This window comes from Promicromonospora sp. NPDC050880 (assembly GCF_044456525.1).
GTDB lineage: Bacteria > Actinomycetota > Actinomycetes > Actinomycetales > Cellulomonadaceae > Promicromonospora.
The window spans coordinates 119,591-136,973 of record NZ_JBITFV010000001.1 but is presented as its reverse complement, the minus strand read 5'-3'; the positions used below and the strand labels follow the sequence as shown (position 1 = coordinate 136,973).

Annotated in this window: 15 protein-coding genes; 9 read left to right on the top strand and 6 right to left on the bottom strand. The window is 74.2% G+C overall.

All coding sequences use genetic code 11. The annotated features are described in order from the left end of the window. The first annotated feature begins 58 nt into the window (after nucleotides 1-58). Nucleotides 59-1,108: an ester cyclase gene (locus ACIBBF_RS00705; RefSeq protein ID WP_397409452.1), complete on the top strand. Its 1,050-nt coding sequence runs from the start codon at nucleotides 59-61 to the stop codon at nucleotides 1,106-1,108. Between the two features lie 93 nt (nucleotides 1,109-1,201). Here the strand turns inward: ACIBBF_RS00705 and ACIBBF_RS00700 are convergent, their stop codons facing one another. Beyond that, nucleotides 1,202-2,113: a LysR family transcriptional regulator gene (locus ACIBBF_RS00700; RefSeq protein WP_397409450.1), complete on the bottom strand. Its 912-nt coding sequence runs from the start codon at nucleotides 2,111-2,113 to the stop codon at nucleotides 1,202-1,204. A 73-nt stretch (nucleotides 2,114-2,186) separates the two neighbouring features. Between ACIBBF_RS00700 and hisD the strand changes: the two genes are divergently transcribed. The 7 genes from hisD (at nucleotide 2,187) to ACIBBF_RS00665 (ending at nucleotide 10,072) form a co-directional block, all read left to right on the top strand. Continuing rightward, nucleotides 2,187-3,524, top strand: coding sequence for a histidinol dehydrogenase (gene hisD / locus ACIBBF_RS00695; protein WP_397409448.1), 1,338 nt, complete (start codon nucleotides 2,187-2,189; stop codon nucleotides 3,522-3,524). Further along, complete coding sequence (locus ACIBBF_RS00690) at nucleotides 3,521-4,765, top strand: ester cyclase (RefSeq protein WP_397409446.1); 1,245 nt, start codon at nucleotides 3,521-3,523, stop codon at nucleotides 4,763-4,765. Before hisD ends, ACIBBF_RS00690 begins: the two co-directional genes overlap by 4 nt. Then, nucleotides 4,762-5,616 (top strand): nitrilase-related carbon-nitrogen hydrolase, encoded by an 855-nt coding sequence (locus tag ACIBBF_RS00685; RefSeq protein WP_397409444.1) that lies wholly within the window; start codon nucleotides 4,762-4,764, stop codon nucleotides 5,614-5,616. The genes ACIBBF_RS00690 and ACIBBF_RS00685 overlap by 4 nt, the downstream gene beginning before the upstream one ends. A gap of 65 nt (nucleotides 5,617-5,681) precedes the next feature. Next, entirely contained in the window at nucleotides 5,682-6,362 is a 681-nt protein-coding gene (locus tag ACIBBF_RS00680) for a TetR/AcrR family transcriptional regulator (protein ID WP_397409442.1), read from the top strand. Continuing rightward, nucleotides 6,362-7,264 (top strand): alpha/beta fold hydrolase, encoded by a 903-nt coding sequence (locus ACIBBF_RS00675; RefSeq protein WP_397409440.1) that lies wholly within the window; start codon nucleotides 6,362-6,364, stop codon nucleotides 7,262-7,264. The genes ACIBBF_RS00680 and ACIBBF_RS00675 overlap by 1 nt, the downstream gene beginning before the upstream one ends. Before the next feature lie 41 nt (nucleotides 7,265-7,305). After that, nucleotides 7,306-8,403 carry a winged helix DNA-binding domain-containing protein gene (locus tag ACIBBF_RS00670; protein ID WP_397409438.1) on the top strand — a complete coding sequence of 366 codons (1,098 nt, stop codon included), beginning with the start codon at nucleotides 7,306-7,308 and terminating at the stop codon, nucleotides 8,401-8,403. 85 nt (nucleotides 8,404-8,488) lie between these two features. After that, entirely contained in the window at nucleotides 8,489-10,072 is a 1,584-nt protein-coding gene (locus ACIBBF_RS00665) for an ATP-dependent DNA ligase (RefSeq protein ID WP_397409436.1), read from the top strand. Nucleotides 10,073-10,090: 18 nt separating this feature from the next. Here the strand turns inward: ACIBBF_RS00665 and ACIBBF_RS00660 are convergent, their stop codons facing one another. The 5 genes from ACIBBF_RS00660 to ACIBBF_RS00640 form a co-directional block, all read right to left on the bottom strand. Then, nucleotides 10,091-10,429 carry a YciI family protein gene (locus ACIBBF_RS00660; RefSeq protein ID WP_397409434.1) on the bottom strand — a complete coding sequence of 113 codons (339 nt, stop codon included), beginning with the start codon at nucleotides 10,427-10,429 and terminating at the stop codon, nucleotides 10,091-10,093. Between the two features lie 119 nt (nucleotides 10,430-10,548). After that, nucleotides 10,549-12,420, bottom strand: coding sequence for a dipeptide ABC transporter ATP-binding protein (locus ACIBBF_RS00655; protein WP_397409432.1), 1,872 nt, complete (start codon nucleotides 12,418-12,420; stop codon nucleotides 10,549-10,551). Beyond that, nucleotides 12,417-13,244, bottom strand: a complete 828-nt coding sequence (locus ACIBBF_RS00650; RefSeq protein ID WP_397409430.1) for an ABC transporter permease — start codon at nucleotides 13,242-13,244, stop codon at nucleotides 12,417-12,419. Before ACIBBF_RS00650 ends, ACIBBF_RS00655 begins: the two co-directional genes overlap by 4 nt. Then, a complete protein-coding gene (locus tag ACIBBF_RS00645) occupies nucleotides 13,241-14,224 on the bottom strand; it encodes an ABC transporter permease (RefSeq protein WP_397409428.1) in 984 nt (327 codons plus the stop codon). Before ACIBBF_RS00645 ends, ACIBBF_RS00650 begins: the two co-directional genes overlap by 4 nt. Continuing rightward, nucleotides 14,221-15,885, bottom strand: coding sequence for an ABC transporter substrate-binding protein (locus ACIBBF_RS00640; RefSeq protein ID WP_397409426.1), 1,665 nt, complete (start codon nucleotides 15,883-15,885; stop codon nucleotides 14,221-14,223). The genes ACIBBF_RS00645 and ACIBBF_RS00640 overlap by 4 nt, the downstream gene beginning before the upstream one ends. Nucleotides 15,886-16,157: 272 nt before the next feature. Between ACIBBF_RS00640 and ACIBBF_RS00635 the strand changes: the two genes are divergently transcribed. Beyond that, nucleotides 16,158-17,375: a toxic anion resistance protein gene (locus tag ACIBBF_RS00635; RefSeq protein ID WP_397409424.1), complete on the top strand. Its 1,218-nt coding sequence runs from the start codon at nucleotides 16,158-16,160 to the stop codon at nucleotides 17,373-17,375. The last annotated feature ends 8 nt before the right edge of the window (nucleotides 17,376-17,383 follow it).

The following is a 17,383-nucleotide window of genomic DNA, read 5'->3' as shown; positions in this document are numbered from 1 at the left end:
CGCCCTCGTGCAACCGTATACATCGGTTCGGACACCACCCCGAGACGAGGAGACCGTTGTGCCCACCGAGAGCCTTGACCCGCGCGCCTACGCCCCCTACCCGACGGTCGAGGAGTACATCCTCGACTGGACCGACCGCATCTGGGCCGACGGTGCGATCGGCGACATCCCCGGCATGTACGCCCCCGACATCGTGGTGCGCACGGCCACCGGCGTCGGCGTGGGCGTGGAGCCCGTGGTGCGTGGCTCGCTGGCCAAGAAGGCGGCGTTCGTGCACCGCATCGGCGTGGGCGAGGACGTGATCTGGGAGGAGCGCGGCCCGTCGTCGTTCGTGAGCCACCACCGCGTGCTGCACACCGGCGGACAGGACGGTCCGTGGAGCTACGGCCCGCCCCGCGGCGTCCCCGCCGTCTCCCGGAACCTGCCCGTCTGCCTGGTGCAGGACGCGATGGTCACCGAGGAGTGGGTGGTGCGCGACGAGTGGGCCGTCGCGGAGGGGCTCGGCCACGATCCCGCCGCGATCGCCGTGGGGCAGCCCGCCGATCTCACCGGGCTCGGCGAGGCAGGGCTGTTCGGCCGCCCGGCGCCGGACGACCCGACGTCCGAGGGCGACAGCGGGCGGCGGCCGGCCGCCCACGCCGCCGAGGCGACGCACGTGCTGGCGCTCTGGCGGGACATGATCGAGCGCCGCCGGTTCGACCTCGTCGCCGACTTCTACGCGCGCGACACGATCCTGCACACCTCCCGCAACCGCACGGTCACACGGCAGGACGGCGTACGGGCCGACCTGCTCGGGTTCCTCGCGCCGTTCCCCGACGCGCGCGTCGAGGTGCGGGACATCGCCGTGCACGCCTCCCCCGACCGCGGCACGCGCGCCTCGGTGCTGTGGCGGCTCGCCGGCACCTACGGCGGCATGCCGCTGTACGGGCCGGCGGGCGGCGAGGCGGTCGAGGTGATGGGCGTCTCGCAGTACGAGCTGGAGGGCGGCCGGGTGCGGCGGGAGTACCGCGTCTTCGACGAGCTCGCGGTGCTCGCCCAGATCGAGGCAGGCCGGCGCCGGACCCGGACGCCCGCCGAGCAGCCGGCAGCCGCCGGACAGCCCGCGTAGTCGTCACGGCCGCGCGCCGTCGTGCCGGCGGCCCGCGTGCCGTCGTGCCGGTGGCGGCGCGCGCCCTCGTGCCGGCGGCGGCGCGCGCCCTCGTCAGGCCCGGCGGTGGAACATCATCTCCGTCGCCATGTCCACGAGCCGCCGCGTCCCCGGGGACAGCACCGTGTCGTCCCGGGTCAGCAGCGCGATGGTGTCGTACATCGGCTGCGCGAACCCCACGGTGCCCAGCCCCGGGGGCATCGTGTCCGACGACGCCACCGCGCGCGAGACCATCGTGTCGCCCACGCCCCGGGCCACCAGCTCCAGCGCGGCCTCGACGGTCTCGACCTCGATGACGACGTCGAGGTCGACGCCGGCGTCGGCCGCGCGGTCGGCGAGCTGGCTCCGCGTCGGGTCGCGCCAGGCGTAGTGCGCGTCGTACAGCACGAGCGGGATGCGCGCCACGTCCTGCATGGTCACCGGACGGGCGGTGCGGGCGGGGTCGGCGCTGACCCACACCACCTCGTCGTCGAGGAGGCGGGTCGCCGAGATGCCCTCCAGCGACACGGGCAGCACGGCCAGGCCGGCCTCGAGCTCGCCGCTGCGTACGGCGTCGGCCACCTCGGCGGAGTTCTGCCCCACCAGCCGCACCTGGACTCCCGGGTGCTCGCGGTGGAACCGCTCGGCGAGGTCGGAGAGCAGGTAGTACGACGCGTTCTTGAGCACGCCGAACGACGCCCGCCCGCGCTCCAGGCCCCGGAGCTCGCGCAGGGCCTGGTCGGCGCCGTCGACGGCGGCCAGGATGTGGCGCGCCCAGACGAGCAGCTCGTCGCCGGCGGGCGTCAGGCGCAGCCGCCGTCCGGCCCGCACGAACAGCGGCAGGCGGTAGGCGGCCTCCACCCGGCGCACCAGCTCCGACGCCGCGGGCTGGCTGATCTTCAGCTCCTGGGCCGCGGCGGTGAACGAGCCCGTGTCGGCCGCGACGGCGAAGGCACGCAGCTGGGCGAGGGAGAACGCGGATTCCACAAGGTCAACCTATAGGTCGCACAAGAAACCTGGCCGTTGTCCTTGACGCGGCGCCGTTCGTAGATTCACGCCCATGCTCTACACCGACGCCGTGCTCGCCTCGCTCGAGCACCGCTACACGATCACCAAGGCCCCCGGCGTCGCGGCTCCGGCGGCCCAGCAGGACCCGGCCATCGCGGAGACGGTCACCCGCATGCTGCTCGACATCGAGCAGCGCGGGCTGGACGCCGTGCGCGAGTACGCCCGGACCCTGGACCGCTGGGAGGGCGGTGACTTCGAGCTCGACGCCGCGGCGATCGCCGCGAGCGCCGACCGGATCCCGGCCGACCTGCGCGACGCGATCGACCTGGGGGCCGAGCGCACGCAGGCCTTCGCCCGCGCCCAGCGTGACCGGCTGGTCGACTTCGAGACGGAGCCGGTCCCGGGCCTGGTCACCGGCGTGAAGTACGTGCCGGTCTCCCGGGTTGGCGCCTACCTGCCGGCGGGCCGGTTCCCGCTCACGGCGAGCGCGTTCATGACGGTCGGCGTGGCGAAGGCGGCGGGCGTGGACACGGTCGTCGCCTGCAGCCCGCCGCAGCCGGACGGCGGCGCCAACCAGGCCGTGCTGTACACGGCGTACGTCAGCGGCGTGGACCGGTTCTTCGTGGTCGGCGGGGTCCAGGCGCTGGCGGCGATGGCGTTCGGCCTGCTGGGTGAGCTGCCCGTGGACATGCTGGTGGGCGCCGGGAACGCGTTCGTCGCCGAGGCGAAGCGTCAGCTCTTCGGGCGGACGGCGATCGACCTGCTCGCGGGGCCGAGCGAGGTCGCGGTCATCGCGGACGAGAGCGCGGACCCCGAGATCGTGGCGGCCGACCTGCTGGGCCAGGCCGAGCACGGACCGAACTCCCCGGCCGCGCTCGTCACCACCTCCCCGGAGCTCGCGGCGGCGGTCGAGAGCGCCGTGGAGCGCCAGCTGCGGACACTCGCGACCAGCGCGATCGCCGGTCCGGCGTGGCGCGACTACGGCAGCATCACGGTCGCGGACAGCCGGGAGACGGCCGTCGCGCTGATGGACGACCTCGCCCCGGAGCACCTGGAGCTCATCACCGCGGACGACGACTGGTACCACGCGCGGCTGCGCAACTACGGCTCGGTGTTCATCGGCCCGTGGAGCACGGTGGCGTACTCCGACAAGGGCATGGCGGGGACCAACCACGTGCTCCCGACGGCCGGCGGGGCCAAGCACAGCGCCGGGCTGTCGGCGTCGCGGTTCGTCAAGCCGCTCACGTACCAGCGGATCGCGAAGGAGGCGACGCCGGCCCTGGCGCACGCGGTCCAGGTGATCTCCGACTCGGAGGGCATGGCCGCGCACAGCGCGACGGCGACAATGAGACTCGACCGGCTCGAGACCACCGTGGAGGCGAGCGCATGACCCTGACCGACGACGCCCCGGACGACCAGTACGCCCGCCCCGCCGGGGAGCGCCTGCCCGATCCGGTGCCGACCTTCGTCCAGGAGTCGGCGCCGGTGTGGAGCAGTGCGGCACCCGGCCCGACGGCGCCCGGCGGCTCCGCCGTACCGCCGCCGCGGACGATGCCGCGCGACTTCAGCATCGCCATCACGCCGGGCACGGGGCAGCCCAAGCCGCAGGACGGACGGCGCCAGCCGATGCGCGGCTACGAGGAGCAGTACACCGACATCGTCGACTACTGCGTGCGCGTGACCGACCGGATCTGGGAGGACCAGGACGTCGGCTACATCTACGACACGTACGCACCGGGAGTGCGCCTGCACGACGACCGGGGCTGGAAGTTCGGGGTCGAGGGCGTGGTCGAGGGCACGATCGCCACGCTGAACGCGTTCCCGGACTCCCGCCACTACGCCGACGACGTGATCTGGGCGGGCGACGAGGACCAGGGCTTCGTGACCTCGCACCGCGCCATCAACGTGGGCCACCAGACGGGACCGTGGCGGTACGCGCCGACGCCGACGCACAAGCCGGTGCGGATCTGGGTCATCGCGAACTGTGTCTCGCGGGAGAACCTCTTCTACGAGGAGTGGGTGCTCTACAACACGGCGGCCCGCCTGCTCCAGCTCGGCATCGACGTGCCGCAGGCCGCGCGAGAGTACGCGGCGTCATACCCGCTCACGCTGGACGACCACCAGCAGAGCGAGATCGACCGGCTGCTGGCCGGCCGGCACCCGCGCCGCTACGAGCTGCCCGGGGGCGACTCGTTCGACGTCGAGCACTCCGTGCGGGCGCTGTTCCACGACCTCCACAACCGGCGCGACTTCAGCGCCGTGGACCGTGCGTACGCGCAGAACGTGCGCTGGCACGGGACCTCCAACCGGGAGGGCCGCGGCCGGAGCGTGGTCAAGGGCATGGCGCGCAACCTGCTCGCGACCTTCCCCGACCTGGGGCTGACGGTCGACGAGGTCTACTGGATGGGCAACGACCAGGAGGGCTACAGCGTGTCGGTGCGCTGGTCGGCGGCCGGGACGCACCGCGGTCTCGGGCTGTACGGCGCCCCGACCGGCCGCCGGGTGTTCCTCTGGGGCATCTCGCAGCTCTACGTCCAGGGCGGCCGCATCGTCGAGGACTGGTCCCTGTTCAACGAGTTCGACGTGCTCGCGCAGGTGCTGGCCGGACCCGCGGCGCCCGTCCGCCTGTGACGGTCGGTCTGCCGCGGTCCGCGGGGCCGGTGGCCGTCGCCACCGGCCCCGTGGACGTCCGGCTGGGCGACGTCGGCGGGAACCTCGCGCGGATCGCGGACGTCACGCGCGCGGCGGTGGCGGACGGCGCCCGGGTGGTCGTGCTGCCGGAGCTGGCCACGAGCGGCTACGTCTTCGGCTCGCGCGACGAGTGCCGGGACAGCGCGATCACCGCCGACGACCCGCGCCTGCGCGCGCTGGCCGCGGCGCTCCCGCCCGACGGCGTGCTGGTGGTCGGCTTCGCCGAGCGTGCGGCCGACCGGCTGTACTCCAGCGCGGCCGTCGTCGGGCACGGCGGGGTGCTCGCCGTCTACCGCAAGACGCACCTGTGGGGCGACGAGGCGGACTTCTTCGCGCCCGGGGACCGGCCGCCGCCCGTGGTGGACACACCCGTCGGCCGGATCGGGGTGGCCGTCTGCTACGACGCCGAGTTCCCCGAGGTTCCCCGCGGACTGGCGCTGGCCGGGGCCGACCTCCTGGCGCTGCCCGTGAACTGGCCGCTGGTGCCCCGTCCCGCGGGCGAGCACCCGCCGGAGACCGTGCTGGCGATGGCCGCCGCCCGGGCCTCGCGACTGCCCGTCGTGATCGCCGACCGGGTCGGCACCGAGCGCGGCGTCGAGTGGACGGGCGGCAGCGCCGTCATCGGAGCAGACGGGTGGATCCTCGCGCACGGACAGACGGCGGAGCTGGTGACCGCCGTCGTCGACCCGGACCGGTCCCGGGACAAGCGCATCGGGGCGCGCAACGACCTGCTCGCCGACCGCCGACCCGAGCTGTACCGGTCCCTGACCCGTGGAGCAGCGGCCCGCTAGCCGGCACGAGCGAGTGGTACCGTCGTAGTGACCAGAACCTAAGATCCAGTCACTACGAGGTGCCCATGCCCCGTCCCCGTGTTCCCGACCGGCGTGGACGCATCCTCACGGCGGCGCGCGACCTGATCCTGGCCACGGGCTGGGCCGACGTCACCGTCGCGGACGTCGCCGCTCGCGCGGGCATCGGCAAGGGCGCCGTCTACCTGGAGTTCCCCGACAAGGCGGCGATCCTCTCGGCGGTCCTGACCCGTTCGACCCGGGACCTCACGGCCGAGGTGCACGCGCGGGTGCTCGCCGCGCCCGGCCTCGTGGACCTGCCCGCGGTGTACCGGTTCGCGGTGGACGCGCTGCTGGGCGACCCGTTGATGCGCGCCCTCTACCTGGGCGACGAGGCGGTGCTGGGCCGGCACGTCCGCGACGTCGCCGACGACCGCTACACGCAGCGGATGGACTGGCTCGCCGACTACGTCACCGCCCTCCAGCGCGCCGGCGTGCTCGACCCGGCGGTCCCCGCCGGCACGGTCGTCCGGGTGCTCGGCGTGTTCACCCTGGGCCTGGCCCACGCGCCCGGCGTGCTCGGAGCCACCCGGGCCGAGGACCTGTCGGCCACGGTCGAGCTGTTCGCCGGGCTGGTCGGCCGGGGCCTGGCCACCGACGGTCCGGTCGATCCGGAGGCCGCCCGCGCGGCCCAGCTCGACCTGCTCGCGCACCTCGACACCCAGCTCGACCTGCTGAAGGAGCCCTGATGACCGACCTCTTCGCCTCGCCCACCGACCTGTCCGTCTCCGGCGGCCCCGTCCGGCTGTACCGGGCGGGCGACGTGGGGCCGCCCGTGCTCCTGCTGCACGGCGCCATGCTGGACACCGCACGCGGTGTGTGGCGGGACGTCGCCCCGGCGCTGGCGGCCGACCACCGCGTGCATCTCGTGGACCTGCCCCGACACGGCGGCAGCCGCCCGTGGCGCGGCGTGCTCGACGACGCGTTCTTCCGCCGCTTCCTCGACGACCTGCTCGACGAGCTCGACCTCCCCCGGGTCGCGATCGTGGGGCTGTCGATGGGCGGCGGCGTCGCCGCGGGATACGCCCTGGACCGGCCGGAGCGGGTCAGCTCCCTGATCGCCGTCGGCCCCGGCGGGATCGGTGCCCGCCGCCGCGCCCAGCTCCTCACCTGGCTGTTCCTGCGCACGCCAGGAGCACTGCGACTGACCACCCGGTACCTCGCCCGCCGTCCCGAGGTGGTCCGCAGGTCCATGGTCACGAGCCTCACGGCCGGCGAGGACACCCGTGACCTCGAGAGCATCGTCCACCTGGCCGTCGAGGAGGCCCGGGCGAAGGACCGGCACGGGGAACCCGCCCTGGACGACTGGCAGGTCCGCGCCTACGGCCCGTTCTCGATGCGGCTCGACCTCCTGCCCGGCCTGCACCGGCTGACCGTCCCGACCCTCTGGGTCCGGGGCGACCAGGACCCGCTCGTCGGGGCCGCCGAACTGTCCGCGGCGGCCGCGGCAGCACCCGGCTCACGCCTGGTCACGGTCGCGGACGCCGGGCACATCGTGCCCTACGACCAGCCCGAGGAGCTCACCCGGCTGGTCCGCGAGTTCCTGACGGCGGCCCCGGGCTCCCACCCGTCCGCCGTCCCGGGCCGGTAGTACGCCCGGCCGGCGTCAGAGGCTGCCCGTAGCCTTCCCGCATGACCTCCGGACCGCTCATGATCCCCGCCCCGGCCGCGCGCCGGCTGCGCCTGCACGCGCAGGGTCTCACCCCGGGCGGGGACGACGGCGCGGACCGCTCACCGGTCGACGTCGTGCGCCGGATGGTCGCCCTCCAGGGCCAGGACCTGCCGGCCGTGCTGCGGGCGATCGCCGTCCGGTCGGCGCCCGGCACCACGGTCGAGGACGTGCGCGCGAGGTTCGACGCGGGCGAGCTCGTGCGTGGCTGGACCCAGCGCGGCACCCTCTTCGCCACGACACCGGGCGACCTGGCCGCCCTCGTCTCGCTGACGGCCGAACGCATGGCACGGGCGGGCGCGCGCACCCAGGCCGCCGAGGGCCTGGACGACGCCGTCGTGTCGCGCGCGCGATCGGTGGCCCGCGAGGCGCTCTCCGCCGCGGGGCCGGGAGTCTCGCGCGCCGCCCTGCTCGACCTCTGGCGAGCGGCCGGCGTACCCGTCGAGGGCCAGCGCGGCTACCACCTGATCGTCGCGCTGGCGCTGCAGGGCGTGCTGCACTGGGGCCCGTTCGCCGGCGCGCAGCAGCTCATGGTCGCAACTCCCCCGCCCACCACCCCGGAGGAGCCCGACGCCGTCCTGCGACGCATCGCGCTGTCCTACGTCACCAGCCGCGGACCGGCCACGCCCGAGGACCTCGCGTGGTGGCTCGGCCTGCCCAAGGTGCCGGTGCGCGCCGCGGTGGCGGCCCTTCGCAAGGAACAGCCGGACGCACTCGTCGAGGTCACGGTGGACGGCCGGCCCATGCTCGCCGGACAGGGCGTGCTCGGCGCGACGGACGACCTCCCCGCGGGGCCCGGTGTCGTGCTGGTGCCCGGGTTCGACGAGATCGTGCTGGGCTACCAGGACCGCGAGCTGGTCGCCGACGCCGAGGCCATGCGCACCGTCGTCCCGTTCACCAACGGGATCTTCCGCCCGGCGGTCCTGCTGGACGGGCGTCTGGTGGGCACCTGGCGACGCGCACCGAAGCGGGGCGAGGAGCCGGTCGAGCTCGTACCCGGCGTCCCGGCGCGGAGCCGCCGGGCCATCGAGAAGGCGGTGGCGGCATGGCCGCACGGCTGAGGCCCGGTGCCGTCCGGCCCGGGCCGGGAGCGGCACGGTGACCCGCCCCCAGGGCGGGCCGGTTCGAGGTGCGTCACGATGGAGCATGCTGCTCGCCGAGGTCGCCGCCACGTCGGACGCCGTCGCCGCCACCCGCTCCCGCCTGGCCAAGCGTGCGGCCATCGCCGACCTGCTGCGCCGCACGGCGGCCGGCGCGGAGGGCGCACCCGGACCGGACGCGACTGACGTCGCCGCCGACGTCGAGATCGTCGTCGCCTACCTCGCGGGCTCCCTGCGCCAGCGCCGCACCGGCCTGGGCTGGGCCGCGCTGCGCGCCCTCCCGCCGCCGTCGGCCGAGGCGACCCTCACGGTGCGCGCCGTCGACGCGGCGTTCGCCGAGATGGCCGAGCTGGAGGGACCCGGCTCCGCCCAGGCACGCGCGACCGCGGCCACGGCACTCTTCGGCGCCGCGACCGAGCGCGAGCAGTCGTTCCTGCGCGGCCTGGTCGCGGGCGAGCTGCGACAGGGCGCACTCGACTCGGTGGTGGTCGACGCCGTTGCCGAGGCCGCCGGGGTCCCGGCCGACGCCGTGCGCCGCGCCGTCATGATGCGCGGCGCCACCGGACCGGTGGCGAGCGCCGCCCTGCTCGCCGACGACCCTGGCGCCGCGCTGGCGTCCTTCACACTGGAGGTCGGGCGGCCGGTGCGACCCATGCTCGCCCAGTCGGCACCGGACATCGCCGCGGCCTTCGAGAAGCTCGGGGCGTCCCCGGGAGCCGCCGAGCTGTGCGTGGACGTCAAGCTCGACGGCATCCGCATCCAGGCGCACAAGCGCGGCGACGACGTGCTCGTGGTGACCCGTTCGCTGGACGACATCACCGAACGCGTCCCCGAGATCGTCAGCGTGGTCCGCGCCCTGCCGGCCGACCGCCTGGTGCTCGACGGCGAGGCGCTCGCCGTCGGCGCGGACGGCGTGCCGCGCCCGTTCCAGGAGACGGCGGCCCGCTCCGCGACCCACGAGACCGCGGAGGCCGACCTGGCGTCCCGGCTGGAGCTCACGCCGTTCTTCTTCGACGTGCTGCACTCGGGCGGGCGCGACCTGGTGGACGCCCCGCTGCGCGAGCGCCTTGCGGTGCTCGACGAGGTCGCCGCCCCGCACACCGTGCGTCGCCTGGTGACCTCCGACGTGGAGGCGGCCGGCGAGTTCTTCGCGGGTGCACTCCGCGAGGGGCAGGAGGGCGTGGTGGTCAAGACCCTCGACGCCCCCTACGCCGCCGGACGCCGGGGCGCGGGCTGGGTCAAGGTCAAGCCCCGACAGACCCTCGACCTCGTGGTGCTGGCTGTCGAGCGCGGGTCGGGGCGCCGGCAGGGCTGGCTGTCCAACATCCACCTGGGGGCGCGGGACCCGGAGGGTGGGTTCGTGATGCTGGGCAAGACGTTCAAGGGCATGACCGACGAGACCCTGAGGTGGCAGACGGAGCGCTTCCGGGAGCTGGAGGTCTCCGACGACGGGTGGGTGGTCACGGTCCGGCCGGAGCAGGTCGTCGAGATCGCGTTCGACGGCCTGCAGCGCTCGACCCGCTACCCCGGCGGCCTCGCCCTGCGCTTCGCACGGGTGCTGCGCTACCGCGACGACAAGTCCGCGGCGGAGGCGGACACGATCGAGACGGTGCGCTCGCTCGCCGGCTGACACCTCAGGGCCAGGCCGTCAGGACTCCGGGTCGTACATGAGCTCCCGGACCTCCTGGGCACACCGGCAGCCCTCGGCGATGCGGGCGGCCCACTCCAGCGCCTCCGCACGCGTGGGCACCTCGATGACCGAGAACCCGCCGATCACTGCCTTCGTCTCCGGGAAGGGGCCGTCGGACACCGTGCCGTCGGTGGCCACGATGCTCGCCTGCTGCCGCTCCAGCCCCGCGCCGAAGATCCATACGCCGGCGTCCTTGGCCGCCCGTACCACCGCGTGCGAGGCCTCGGCCACGGCCGGCAGGTCCTCCTCGGGGAACGTCATCGCTCCGTCGTCGAACGAGATCAGGTAACGCGGCATGCCAGTCCTCCGTGTCCGGCGGCCCGTGCGGGCCGACTCCAGTCACGTTGACCGACCCGCCACCGGAAAGTCATCGGCAGGTCACGCGGGCAGCACCACAGGCGGCCCCCTGCCGCCTCCTACAGCCGGACGGCGTCCCGCAGGCGCCGCGCGTACGGGTGGCGCGGCGCGTCCAGCACGGCCGCCGCCGGGCCCGACTCGACGATCCGCCCCTGCTGCATGACGGCGAGCTCGTCGCTCATGTGCAGCGCCACACCGAGGTCGTGCGTGATGAGCAGGTAGGCCAGTCCGCGCTCGCGCTGGAGCCGGTCCAGCAGGTCGAGCACCTGGGCCTGCACGGAGACGTCGAGCGCGGAAACCGGTTCGTCGAGGATCAGCACGCGCGGGTCCGCCGCGAGCGCCCGTGCGATGGACACGCGCTGGCGCTGTCCGCCCGACAGGTGCAGGGGACGGCGCGCGGCCATGTCCGGGCCGAGGCCCACGGTGTCCAGGAGGTCCGCGATCTCGGCCTGCACGCGGCCGGGCCGGTGCGACCGGCCGCGGGTCACGGCGTCGGCGAGCACGGTGCCGACGGTCCAGCGCGGGTCGAAGGAACTCAGGGCATCCTGGAAGACCGCGCCGACGAGCGGACGACGGGGCCGCCGTCGCGCCTCGGGGAGCGGGCTCCAGGGTTCGCCGAGCAGGGTGACGTCTCCGGCGTCGGGCTGCTCCAGGCCGAGCAGGATGCGCGCGGTGGTCGACTTGCCGGAGCCCGACTCGCCCACCAGCCCGAGGGTGCGACCGGACCGCAGGGTGAGCGAGACGTCGTCGGCGGCCACGATCTCCCGCCCGCCGACGTGGAACACCCGCGACACTCCCCGCGCCTCCATGAGCCCGGCCCCCGCGCGCTGACCCTCCCCGGCCGCCGCAACGCCCGCGAGCCCACCGACCGCCGCACGGTCGAGCGCGGGGTTGGTTGCGTTCCGGGCAGCCGTACCGCCACCAACCCCGCGTTCGACTGCCGCGGTATCGGCACCGGCGCCAGCCGCGGGTCGGCGGTCCCGCGCGGTAGCGGCAGCCGGCGCCGAGAGGCGCGTGCCGCGGGGGCGGTCGGTCGGGACCGCCGCGACCAGCGCGCGGGTGTACGGGTGCCGGGGGCGCTCGAACACCTCCGCGGGCGTGCCCTCCTCGACCACGGTGCCGTCGGTCATCACCAGCACCCGGTCGGCGATGCCCCGGACGACGGACAGGTCGTGGCTGATGAGCAGCACGGCGGTGCCCTCGTCGCGCAGCCGGCCCAGGAGGCGCAGCACGCCGGCCTGGACGGGCTGGTCGAGCGCGGTGGTGGGTTCGTCCGCGATGACCAGGGCGGGCTCGCCCGCGATGCCCGCGGCGATGAGGGCGCGCTGCCGCTGACCACCGGAGAGCTGTCCGGGGCGCTGACGGGCGCGCAGCTCGGGGTCGTCCAGCCCGACGCGGCGCAGCAGCTCGACGGTGCGTGCCCGCCGTGCGGCCGCGTCGAGCCGGGTGTGCAGGGCGAGCGTGTCACCGATCTCGCGGCCGACGGGTCGCAGCGGGTCGAGCGAGACGAGCGCGTCCTGCGCGATGAGCCCCACGGTGCCGCCGCGCAGGCGCCGCAGGGCCCGCACGGACGACGAGCGCACGTCCTGGCCCGCGACGCTCAGCTCCGCGGCGGTCACCCGCGCGCCGTCACCCGCGAGACCGACGACGCTCCGCGCCGTCACGCTCTTGCCCGAACCCGACTCGCCGACGACGGCCACGCACTCGCCCGCCGCGACGTCGAAGCTGACGCCGTCGACGACACGCCGCGGAGCGCCGCCGCCGCGCCCGGCGGGGAAGGTGACCACCAGGTCACGGATGCGCAGCACCGGGGCTGCGTGGCCCGGCCCCGCGTCGCCAGGCCCGACCTGGCCCGGCCCGACCTGGCCCGGCCCAATCTGGCCTGGCCCGGCCCCGTTCGACCCGGCCCCGCCCGGCACCGTCCCGCTCATCCCGCGCTCCTGTTCCGCTTCTGGATGCCCCGGCCCAGCACGGTCGCAGCCGCCGCGCTGGCGACGATCGCGAGCCCGGGGAAGAACGTCATCCACCAGAAGTTGGCGATGTACGTGCGCCCGGCCGCCAGCATCGCGCCCCACTCGGCGGCGGGCGGCACCGCACCCAGGCCGAGGTAGCTCAGCGAGGACACCCAGATGACGGCCTGCCCGAGCCCGAGCGTCGCGAGCACGAACAGTGCCGCGGTCACGTTCGGCAGGATGTGCCGGGCGACGATCCAGAGCCGGCCCCGGCCCAGCACCCGGGCGGCCTCGACGAACTCGGCGGACGCCGTCCGCCGCACCTGGGACCTGATGATCCGCGCGTAGCCGGGCGCCGTGGCCAGGCCGACGGCGATGGTCGAGCTCAGCACGCCCGGTCCCGTGACCACGATGAACAGCAGCGCGAGCAGCAGTCCGGGGAACGCGAACAGCACCTCGACCACCCGGGTGGTGCCGAAGTCGAGCCAGCGCGGCCCGAGGCCCGCGACGAGGCCGAGCACGGTCGCGAGGCCGATGCCGATCGCCGTGGCCAGCACCCCGATCCGCAGCGACTCCGCCGCGCCGTGGACCACGCGGGTGTAGATGTCGCGGCCGGACTCGTCCGTGCCGAACAGGTGCGTGAGCGACGGCGGCTGGAACGCCTCGGTGCGGGAGACGGCGAGCGGGTCGCCCGGCGCCAGCAGGCCGGGCCAGAGAGCGGCGACGAGCAGCAGCACCAGCACCAGCGCGGCCGACGCCTCGGCGACGGTCGGCCGGAAGACGCCACGCCCCGGCGCACTCACTGCGCCACCACCCGCGTACGCGGGTCGATCACCCGGTCGGCAAGGTCGGTGACCAGCGTCATCACCGTGTACGCGAGCGCCACCACGAGCACGATCCCGGTCACCAGCGTCACGTCGCGGAGCTGGACCGCCGACAGCAGGCTGCGGCCCAGGCCCTGCCGCGCGAACACGGACTCGACCACCACCGCCCCGCTGATCAGGGACCCGAACGCCCACCCGGACAGCCCGACGGCGGGGATCGCCGCGTGCCGCAGCGTGTGCCGCCAGAAGATCCGTGCCTCGCTCTCACCACGGGCCCGCGCCGTGGTCACGAACGGGGACTCCATCGCGGTCAGCAGCGACTCACGCATCACCTGGCCCAGGAACCCGGCGAGCGGGATCGCCATGGTCAGCGCGGGCAGCACGACGCCGAGCGGCCCCGGCACGCTGACCGGCGGCAGGATGCCCAGCGTGGTGCTGAAGAACAGGATCAGCACCGTCGCGAGCCAGAAGTGCGGCACGGCCGCCGCGACGAGCTCCAGGCCCGAACCGATCGCCCACGCGACCCGGCCGCCCCGCACGCTCCAGGCCGCCAGCCCGCACGCGAGCACCCAGGCCAGCACCAGCGAGCACAGCGCGAGCGTCAGGGTGGCGCCGAGCTGCTCGCCGATCGCCGTCGCCACGGGCTTGTGCAGCGAGTACGACTGGCCGAGGTCGCCGGCCAGCAGCCGCCCGAGGTAGGTGAGGTACTGCACCACGAGCGGCTGGTCGAGGCCGTACTCCCGGCGCACCTGCTCCAGGGCCTCCGGCCCGGCCTGGGACCCGGGGCCGCCGAGGATCGCCTCGGCCGGGTCCCCGGGCACCAGGCGCAGCGCGAAGAACGTGACGGTCGCGGCCGCCCAGAGCACGAACACGACCCCGCCCGCGCGCAGCAGCAGCCAGCGCCGGGTGCCCGGCACCGGCCGCCTGCGAGCCCCGGTGGTGGGGACGGGGAGCGTCAAGACGTCAGCCAGGCCCCGGCGAAGGTCGGCGTCGACACGGTGGGCATCGCACGCAGACCGTGCACGGACGACGAGTACAGGAAGTGGTTCTGCTGGTCGTACAGCGGCAGGATGTAGTAGCCCTCGAGGATGGTCCGCTGCGCCTGCTCGTAGAGGCTGGCCCGCTCGTCGTCGCGGCTCGTGGCCGCGGCACGGGTGAGCAGGTCGTCCAGCCCCGGGTCGTCCACCTGCGCGAGGTTGGCGAAGTAGCCGCTCGGCGCCGGCGTGATCGAGTCGGAGTGGTACAGGATGCGTAGCACGTCCGGCCCCACCTTGGTGTACGGGGCGCTCACCAGGTCGTAGTCGTTCTCGGCCAGGGCGCCGTACCAGCTGGACAGGTCCAGCGGGTGCAGCCGCACCTCGAAGCCCGCGGTCTTCGCGTCCGCCTGGATCTGCTCGAACAGGGACTGCTCGGCCGGGATCGACTGGTTGGTGCTCACCGGGAAGTCGAGCGTGAGGCGCTCGCCGTCCTTGACGCGGTAGCCGTCGGCGTCGCGCTCGCTCCAGCCGGCGTCGTCCAGGAGGTCGGTCGCCGCGTCGGTGTCGACGGCGAACAGGTCGGGCAGGCTCAGGCCGAGCGGCTCCACGCTGGACAGCGGCGAGTACGACCGCTGCGCGGTGCCGAAGAACAGGCTCTCGACGCCCGCCTCGACGTCGACCGACCGGATGAACGCCTCCCGCACACGCTCGTCGTCGAACGGGGCCTTGCCGGAGTTGAGCTCGATGCGGTTGGACGCACCGGGGCGCGGGGCGTCCAGCTCCTCGATCGCCGGGTCGTCGGCCGCCGAGACGATGGTGTCGGGCTGTGCGTTGTCGATGACCTGCACCTCGCCCGACTGGAGCGCGGCGTACCGGCTCGCGGAGTCGGGGATGAACCGCCACACGATCGAGTCCAGGTACGGCAGGCCGGTGCCCTCGGGCACCTCGACGTCGGCGGGCGGCGACACGTAGTCGTCGTTGCGCACCAGCGTCACCGACTCCTGCCGCTCCCACTGGTCGACGACGAACGGGCCGGTGCCCACGGGCGCGGCGCAGTTCTCCTCCTGGCTGCGCTCCAGGGCCTTGGGCGACTCCATGGCCACCCACACCTGCGACAGCGACTCCAGCAGCGCGCTGTCGGGCGCGCTCAGCTCCAGGCGGACCAGGTGCTCCTCGACGGGCACGACCTCCTCGATCTTCGCGAGCGCGAGGTAGCCGGTCGACGACGCCGTGGCCGGGTCCTGCACGTGCGCGATGTTCGCGGCGACGGCCTCGGCGTCGAACGGGGTGCCGTCCGTGAAGGTCACGTCGTCACGCAGCCGGAACTCCCACGCCATGCCGTCGTCGCTCTCGCTCCACTCCGTGGCGAGCCAGGGGATGACCTCGCCGTCCTCGTCCAGCGAGACGAGCGACTCCAGGTACTGGGTGGCGATCAGGGCCTGCGGGTAGTTGCCGCCCACGTGCGGGTCGAGGCACGACGGCTCGGCGTCGCCGGAGGCGTAGGTCAGGGTGCCGCCGCTGACCGGTTCCGCCGACTCCTGGCCGGGCGACGTCCCGCCCCCGGGGGTGCAGGCGGCGAGGAAGAGTGCGGCGGCCGCGACGACGGCGGCGGCCTGCGGGCGGAGGAACCGGCGCGAGGGCATGGCTTCGTGTACGTCCTGTCTGGAGGGTGTCCGAACGACTCCGTTCATGGTCCCCCAACCGGCCCTCGTGGCGGGCCTATTCCGTGCAGGCGGGCGATGTGGGACGCACCACAGCCTCCTGACCCGGACCGTGCACCGGGCCAGCTGGGGCCGCCGGGAACTCCGCCCGCCGCCCCCACGTTCTCACCCCGCACCCAGGCGTTTTCCTCCCGGCGGGAGCCACCCCACGCATATACTCGCCGGGTTCGGACGCCCTATCGCAAGGAGCACCGATGACCGAGCCGACGCCGCTTCAACCGCCCGCCCCCGCGGAGCCCCTCGTGCTCAGCGCGCCCGACCCGGTCCAGCCCGTCGCCGCGACGCAGGCGCCCGCGATGGCGCCCAAGGTGGACCCCGCGGTGGCCCCCGCGCTCGACGCGAAGGTGGCCACCTACCTGGACGGTCTGCTGGGCACCGACACCCGCAGCCCCGAGTTCGCCGCCAAGGCCGACGACGTGCGCACCATGGGCGACCAGGACATCCGCCAGGCCGCCGACTCCAGCAACCGCCTGCTGGCCACGCCCGTCCGGGCACTCAAGGAGGGCGGCCTCGCCGACGGCTCCAAGGTGGGCCAGACCCTGCTGGAGCTGCGCCGCACCGTCGAGGACCTGGACCCGTCGGAGGCGAGCGTCGGGCGCAAGATCCTCGGCATCATCCCGTTCGGCGACAGGCTGCAGGACTACTTCCGCCGCTACGAGTCCGCCCAGGGCCAGCTCAACGCCATCATCCAGGCCCTCTACAACGGCCAGGACGAGCTCCGCAAGGACAACGCCGCCCTCAACCTGGAGAAGCAGAACCTCTGGGACACCATGACGCGGCTCAACCAGTACATCTACGTGGCCGAGCGCCTTGACGCGCAGCTCTCCGCGAAGATCGCCGAGCTGCAGGTCGCCGAGCCCGAGCGCGCCAAGGCGCTGTCCGAGGACGTGCTGTTCTACGTGCGCCAGAAGCACCAGGACCTGCTCACCCAGCTCGCGGTGTCGATCCAGGGCTATCTCGCGATCGACATCATCATCAAGAACAACATCGAGCTCACCAAGGGCGTGGACCGCGCCACCACCACGACGGTCTCCGCGCTGCGCACGGCCGTCATCGTGGCGCAGGCGCTGGCCAACCAGAAGCTCGTGCTGGACCAGATCGGCGCCTTGAACACGACGACGTCGAACATGATCGCCTCGACGTCCAAGATGCTCGCCGACCAGTCGGCGACCATCCAGGAGCAGGCCGCCAGCTCGACCGTCGGCATCGAGCAGCTCCAGGCCGCGTTCGCGAACATCTACGCCACGATGGACTCCATCAGCGACTTCAAGACCCGGGCGCTCGACTCGATGTCCCAGACGATCGGCGTGCTGCAGACCGAGACGGCCAAGGCGTCCGAGTACGTCGAGCGGGCGCGCCGCACCAACACCGACGGCGTGGCGAGCGGCTCTCTCGACCTCAACACCCTGTGACGGCACGC